The 6,559-nt window shown below is 43.1% G+C and carries 8 protein-coding genes; 2 read left to right on the top strand and 6 right to left on the bottom strand.

Annotated elements, in window-relative coordinates; all coding sequences use genetic code 11:
- Positions 1-299: 299 nt before the first annotated feature.
- The 5 genes from HMPREF2887_RS03845 to dhaK form a co-directional block, all read right to left on the bottom strand.
- Positions 300-737, bottom strand: coding sequence for a DUF6568 family protein (locus HMPREF2887_RS03845; protein ID WP_057489500.1), 438 nt, complete (start codon positions 735-737; stop codon positions 300-302).
- Positions 738-835: 98 nt separating this feature from the next.
- The gene (locus HMPREF2887_RS03840) at positions 836-1,549 is read right to left on the bottom strand and encodes an MIP/aquaporin family protein (RefSeq protein ID WP_003027198.1); all 714 of its coding nucleotides are present in this window, start codon (positions 1,547-1,549) and stop codon (positions 836-838) included.
- A gap of 12 nt (positions 1,550-1,561) precedes the next feature.
- Positions 1,562-1,936, bottom strand: coding sequence for a dihydroxyacetone kinase phosphoryl donor subunit DhaM (gene dhaM / locus HMPREF2887_RS03835; protein ID WP_003027196.1), 375 nt, complete (start codon positions 1,934-1,936; stop codon positions 1,562-1,564).
- Positions 1,933-2,514, bottom strand: coding sequence for a dihydroxyacetone kinase subunit DhaL (gene dhaL / locus HMPREF2887_RS03830; RefSeq protein ID WP_037618931.1), 582 nt, complete (start codon positions 2,512-2,514; stop codon positions 1,933-1,935). Before dhaL ends, dhaM begins: the two co-directional genes overlap by 4 nt.
- A gap of 10 nt (positions 2,515-2,524) precedes the next feature.
- Positions 2,525-3,514 carry a dihydroxyacetone kinase subunit DhaK gene (gene dhaK, locus HMPREF2887_RS03825; RefSeq protein WP_057489851.1) on the bottom strand — a complete coding sequence of 330 codons (990 nt, stop codon included), beginning with the start codon at positions 3,512-3,514 and terminating at the stop codon, positions 2,525-2,527.
- 156 nt (positions 3,515-3,670) lie between these two features.
- Between dhaK and dhaS the strand changes: the two genes are divergently transcribed.
- Both dhaS and dhaQ read left to right on the top strand, forming a co-directional pair.
- Positions 3,671-4,207, top strand: coding sequence for a dihydroxyacetone kinase transcriptional activator DhaS (dhaS, locus tag HMPREF2887_RS03820; protein WP_003032039.1), 537 nt, complete (start codon positions 3,671-3,673; stop codon positions 4,205-4,207).
- Between the two features lie 9 nt (positions 4,208-4,216).
- Complete coding sequence (gene dhaQ, locus HMPREF2887_RS03815) at positions 4,217-5,203, top strand: DhaKLM operon coactivator DhaQ (protein ID WP_021001158.1); 987 nt, start codon at positions 4,217-4,219, stop codon at positions 5,201-5,203.
- Positions 5,204-5,259: 56 nt separating this feature from the next.
- Here the strand turns inward: dhaQ and purB are convergent, their stop codons facing one another.
- Entirely contained in the window at positions 5,260-6,555 is a 1,296-nt protein-coding gene (gene purB / locus HMPREF2887_RS03810) for an adenylosuccinate lyase (RefSeq protein ID WP_021001157.1), read from the bottom strand.
- Positions 6,556-6,559: the final 4 nt, after the last annotated feature.

The following is a 6,559-nucleotide window of genomic DNA, read 5'->3' as shown; positions in this document are numbered from 1 at the left end:
TAGTGCCAATCAATCACTGCTGAGTGGACTCTAACACGTTGATAAATCAACTTTTACAGCCCTTTTGACGTCAAGCTTCACTTGACTTTATTTCCAAACCTTTCGAGCTGTGCAGAGGTGGGACGATGAAATCAAGTTTCTACGAAACTACTGATTTCTGTCCCACTCTCTTTTTTATATCTTGACATCATTATAACCCGTCTAGACCAATTTGAAAAGTATTTTGTTTTTTTTATTTAACAATTTTTCTATTCTTGCTATAAGAAAAAAACAAGATTTACTGTCACCTTGTTTTTCTCCTACTTAATAAAATCCTCAATTTTTTTAGCAGTCATATTTTTCTTGATTTGTAGCACTTTTTCTTCTGTAAAACCACTAAATTTTCCAAAATAAGGAACAAATTTTATCTTATATGCCTCACGAAAAGCAACTAACTCTGGCGTCTTTTTCTCACTCTCTAAATAATAAAAAGATTTTGTTTTGATTCGTTCCAGCTGTTTCACAAATCGCCTACAGTGTGGACAAGTTCCTCGCCCAATGTAGAGATAAAAATTTTCACTCTGAGCCTGCTTTTCTTTGAGTTCAGGCACCGTTATCTGGTGAAATTTCGCTACAATAGTTTGATACTCTTTTTGTTCATCTATTCGCTCAGTTGGATCTAGCAAAACTGAATGACAGGCAACTATTCCGAAAATCAAAAACACTCCAAGTAATTTCAGCCAATGCTTCTTTGCCATCTCTATCCTCGCTATTCTATACAGCTATTATAAAAAATTCAGACAAGAAGCACAAGAAGAGACAACAAAAGTAGGCCGAAACCTACTTTTGACTATTTTTAAATGACACCCAAAATGATATTGTAGAGCAAAGCCCCTACGACACCGCCGACAATTGGACCCAGGACTGGAATCCAAGCATAGGACCAGTCAGAATCTCCTTTATTTGCAATTGGTAAAAGAGCATGCATGATACGCGGTCCCAAATCCCGTGCAGGATTGATCGCATAGCCTGTCGTTGGTCCGAGTGAGAAACCGACTGCAAAAATAACTGTTCCTACGATGATTGGACCCAAACCAGCGGCAACTTTATTTGGACCAATTGCCATAATCGTGATGACAAGAATGGCCGTTCCCAGCGCTTCTCCTAAAAAGTTAGAAGCTGTATGGCGAATGGCTGGTCCCGTTGAAAAGCTGGCTAAAATCAAGCCTGAATCTTTCGTTTCAGCCCAATGAGGGTAATAGTGAAGCCATAGAACAAAAGCCGCAGCCATGGCACCCAGCATTTGTGCAAGAATGAACGGAAAAACCTGTCCCCAACTAATCGCTCCAATAGAAGCCATTGCGAATGTAACCGCTGGATTCAAGTGAGCTGGACTAAAAAATCCGGATACATAAACCGCTACGGTACAGGCAATCCCCCAGCCTAAAACGATAGCAACCCAGCCGGTTCCTTCTTCTTTCGTCTTGCTCAAAACATTCCCGGCAACAACCCCGTCGCCAAGCAATACTAGGATGAAAGTTCCTAAAAATTCACCGAGATACTGAATCATAATCAAACTCCTTTATTTCTTAATTTCTAACTCTTTCAATTGTTCTTGTATGGTCGCCAAATCTGCACCAGCTTGCAAGAGAGCAGCCGTAGTATAAGCTCCTTCAACAATGGGAACATTGTTAATGATGATGTCTTTATCTGAAAAGTCTGCCACCAGCTCCAGATTCATGCGAGCCGATCCAAGATCAAAGAAAGCTAAAATCTTCTCTGCTTCATTGGCTTCTACAATCGTTTGGACTTGTTCAAAACTTGTACCAATGCCGCCATCTTCTGTACCACCTACATAGGTCAGCAAGACATCTTTGGCAACTTCTGAAATTAAATCTACAAGGCCTTGAGCGATCCATTTTGAATGAGAAACGATGACAATCCCAACTTCTGTCATGCTTTTTCCTCCACTTCTAGCAAGGCTTCAAAAAGTAAGCCTGATGAATACGAACCGGGGTCAATATGTCCGATAGAGCGCTCTCCGACATAAGAAGCCCGACCCTTCGTTGCTTTCATATCTTTCGTCGCTTCAACCAAAGTATGAATGGTTTCTTTGGTCAATTCTCCTTTTTGAAGAGCCATCACCACACCAGACCAGACATCCACCATGGTTTTTTCACCCGGAACAGCCTTTCCTCGCTTTTGAATCATATCAAGCCCTGCTTGAACAGCATCCGCCAAGCTAGTACCCTCTTTTTCAGCCTTCATTATTCCCATAAAGGCTGAGCCGTAAAGAGGACCAGAAGCCCCGCCAACCTTGCTAAGCAATTGCATCGAGACGGCTTGAAAGACTTCTGCTGAATTGGCAAAATCTTTTCCTTCCAGATTTTCAACGACAGCTGTCATACCACGCGCCATATTGCCACCGTGGTCTCCGTCACCAATGGGCGTGTCTAACTCTGACAGGTAGTCTTTGTTGGCTTGAATTTTTTCGTTAAAGAGAAGCATCCATTTCTTTGCTAATGCTGCATCCATATCATACCTCCTACCAAGCAATCGTTGCAACAGGACTGTTCAAAGCTTCTAGCCAGTCTTCACATTCCAATTTGATAAAGGTCAGAGAAATGCCTGCCATGTCAATAGATGTCATGTAGTTTCCTAATTTCTTGTAAACAACTTCCAGACCCGCTGCTGCAAGGATTCCAGCCACATCGTTGGCAAAGACGTATTGTTCCATGAGCGGCGTTGCCCCCATACCATTGATAAGGATTCCGATTTTCTCTCCTGCTTTGAGTTCAAAAGAGTCTTTCAATTTTGCCACTAATTCTTGTGCTAAGTCTTTAGATGGCTGCATTTTTTCTTTGCGATAGCCGGGCTCTCCATGAATGCCGATTCCAAATTCAATTTCATCATCAGCAAGCACAAAGCCGGGTTTTCCGACTTCAGGAACAGTTGCTCCACTGAGAGCCAGCCCAACCGTATGAATCTGAGGAACCAATTCGTCAGCCAAGGCCTTGATTTCACTCAGTGATTTTCCAGCACGCGCAGCATTTCCCAAAATCTTATGAACCAAAATGGTACCAGCAACTCCACGGCGGCCTTGCGTGTAAAGGCTGTCCTCAACAGCAATATCGTCATCGACAACAACACTTGCCACCTCGATTCCTTCCATTTCTGCCATATCCTGCGCCATTTCAAAGTTCATGATGTCGCCAGAATAATTCTTGATAACCATGAATACACCTGCGCCCTCGTCTGCTTCTTTGATTGCCTGCAAGACTTGGTCAGGAGTTGGGGAAGTAAAGACCGCTCCGCAAATCGCAGCTGACAACATACCGTCGCCCACAAAGCCAGCATGAGCAGGCTCATGACCGCTCCCGCCACCTGAGATAATCGCTACCTTGCCAGATTTTTCGCTATTTCGAGCAATGATATCAAAGCCTTCTACACGATGCACCAAATCACCATGGATATAAGCCAGACCGTCTAGCATTTCGTCCACAACAGCCGTTGGTTGATTGATAATTTTTTTCATGAGTTTCTCCTTTGCTTTATGTTTCTTATTTTTATTGTAAAATTCTTTGCTCCATTTTGGAACGGACAAAATCAAAAATCTGTCCCTCTTTTTAGTTTTCCTATTGCATCATTCATGATAAACTAAGAATAGAACTAAAAAGACTGAGGAGGGAAGATGGCAACATCCTTAATCACGAAAAAAAGGATTGCCAAATCCTTTAAAAAATTACTGACCGAACAAGCTTTTGAAAAAATCTCTGTTCGGCAAATTATGGAAGACGCCGGTATTCGCAGGCAAACGTTTTACAATCATTTTCTGGACAAGTATGAATTATTAGAATGGATTTTTCAGACGGAGTTGCGAGAGCAAGTCACAGATAATCTGGAATATATCTCTGGCTATCAGCTGCTGCAAGAATTGCTGCACTATTTTAACGTCAATAAGAGTTTTTATGCACAATTATTTGACATCGTTGACCAAAATGACTTTTCTTCTTATTTTCAAACCTACTGTCAACAACTTGTAGCCAAACTCGTCAGAGAATATCATTCCCGCCCTTTCCATTCTGAAATGGAGTATCATTTTTTCATTCAGTATCACAGTCAAGCGCTTGCGAATGCTATCAAACATCTGCTGGATTTATCTGAGCAAGATTACCAGCAACAGGCGCAACTTTTAACACAACTAATCAAAACAGCTATAGAAAATTAAGGCAAGTATATGGTTCACATTATCAATTCAATTCATTCAAGCATTCAGCAAAACATCAATGCAATTACTCGCATGTATCCTCACCTTTCACAGCTGAAACAACTGCCCGTCATTTATCATAATCAGCACGATTCTTCTGTCGTGCCCATTATTTCGGGTGGCGGCAGTGGTCATGAACCAGCTCATTTTGGCTATGTGGGCGATGGTATGTTAACCGCTGCTATTAGTGGCCCCATTTTTGTGCCCCCCTGTGCTGAGCATATTTTAGAAACCATTCGTTTTCTGCATCAAGACAAGGGCGTTTTTGTCATTATTAAAAACTTCGACGCTGATATTAAAGAATTTTCCCAAGCCATTTATCAAGCACGCAAGGAAGGAATTCCAGTCAAATACATCATTTCTCATGATGATATTTCTGTGGAAAAAAGCAATTTCCAAATCCGCCACCGCGGGGTTGCAGGAACAATTCTTTTACATAAAATTCTCGGGCAAGCTGCCAAAGAAGGAGCCAGTCTGGATGAGTTGGAAAAACTCGCTCTTTCTCTGTCCACCTCCATTGCGACACTAGGAGTAGCTACAAAATCTGCCACCTTACCAAGCAAGCAGCTGCCTATCTTTGATTTGCCCCAAGGTCAAATTTCCTACGGAATTGGAATCCACGGTGAGCCCGGTTATCGGATGGTTCCGTTTGAATCTTCCGAACTGCTTGCTGTTGAGCTTATCAACAAAATCAAAATGAAATTCAAGTGGCAAGAAGGACAAGAATTTATTCTCCTCATCAATAACTTAGGCGGCACTTCAAAATTGGAAGAACTCGTTTTCACAGATGATATCCTGCAACTATTGGATATTGAGGGCTTGAAACTTTCTTTTATCAAAACAGGTCACCTCATCACAAGCCTAGATATGGCAGGGCTTTCTGTTACCCTCTGCCGTGTTTCCGACAATTCCTGGCTAAAAGCCTTAGAAACCCCAACCAATGCTTTTGCTTGGTGAGAGAACAAAAATCCAGTAAAATCAAGTTTGATTTTACTGGATTTTTTAGTTTTGTTTTAATCCAAACCTATACGGTGGAAAATATCATCCACCCGTTTCGTGTAGTAAAGAGGGTTGAAGATTTCGTCAATTTCTTCTTGGGTCAGGCGGGAAGTAACTTCTGGATCAGCTTCCAGAAGCGGTTTAAAGTCCACTTGGTTATCCCATGAGTGGGCTGTTTTTGGTTGCACTAGGTCATAGGCTTGCTCCCGCGTCATGCCTTTCTCAATCAAGGTCAACATAGCCCGTTGGCTAAAGATAAGACCGAAAGTTGAGTTCATGTTGCGGATCATATTTTCTGGGAAGACCGTCAAGTTCTTGACGATATTGCCAAAACGGTTGAGCATGTAGTCAATCAAGATGGTCGTATCTGGTGTGATAATCCGCTCAGCTGATGAGTGGGAGATGTCACGTTCATGCCAGAGAGCTACGTTCTCATAGGCTGTAATCATGTGACCACGGATAACACGCGCAAGACCAGTCATGTTTTCAGAACCGATAGGGTTACGTTTGTGAGGCATAGCTGATGAACCCTTTTGCCCCTTGGCAAAGAACTCTTCTACTTCGCGTTGCTCAGACTTTTGCAGACCACGGATTTCCGTTGCCATGCGCTCGATGGAAGTCGCAATGCTAGCAAGAACTGCAAAGTACTCAGCGTGAAGGTCACGAGGAAGCACCTGTGTAGAGATTTCTTGAGCACGAATCCCAAGCTTGTCGCAGACGTATTGCTCCACAAACGGTGGGATGTTAGCAAAGTTCCCAACCGCACCAGAAATCTTACCAGCTTCCACACCAGCAGCCGCATGCTCGAAACGCTCGATATTGCGCTTCATTTCACTGTACCAAGTCGCGAGCTTAAGACCGAAAGTCGTCGGCTCCGCATGCACTCCGTGGGTACGCCCCATCATGATGGTGAACTTGTGCTCCTTGGCCTTATCAGCAATGATATTGGTGAAATTTTCAAGATCACGACGGATGATGTCGTTGGCTTGCTTGTAAAGGTAACCGTAGGCAGTATCCACCACATCGGTAGAAGTCAAACCATAGTGGACCCACTTGCGCTCTTCACCAAGAGTCTCAGAAACCGCACGCGTGAATGCCACTACATCGTGGCGAGTCTCCTGCTCAATCTCCAAGATACGGTCGATGTCAAAGTCCGCCTTCTCGCGAATCAAAGCCACATCTTCCTTAGGGATTTCCCCCAACTCAGCCCATGCCTCGTCAGCCAAGATTTCCACCTCAAGCCACGCACGGTATTTATTTTCTTCACTCCAAATATTCGCCATTTCAGGGCGAGAGTAACGGTTGATCATTGTT

Origin of the sequence: Streptococcus sp. HMSC071H03 (assembly GCF_001813035.1) — a bacterium.
GTDB lineage: Bacteria > Bacillota > Bacilli > Lactobacillales > Streptococcaceae > Streptococcus > Streptococcus anginosus.
This window is presented reverse-complemented; position numbering and strand designations above follow the sequence as displayed.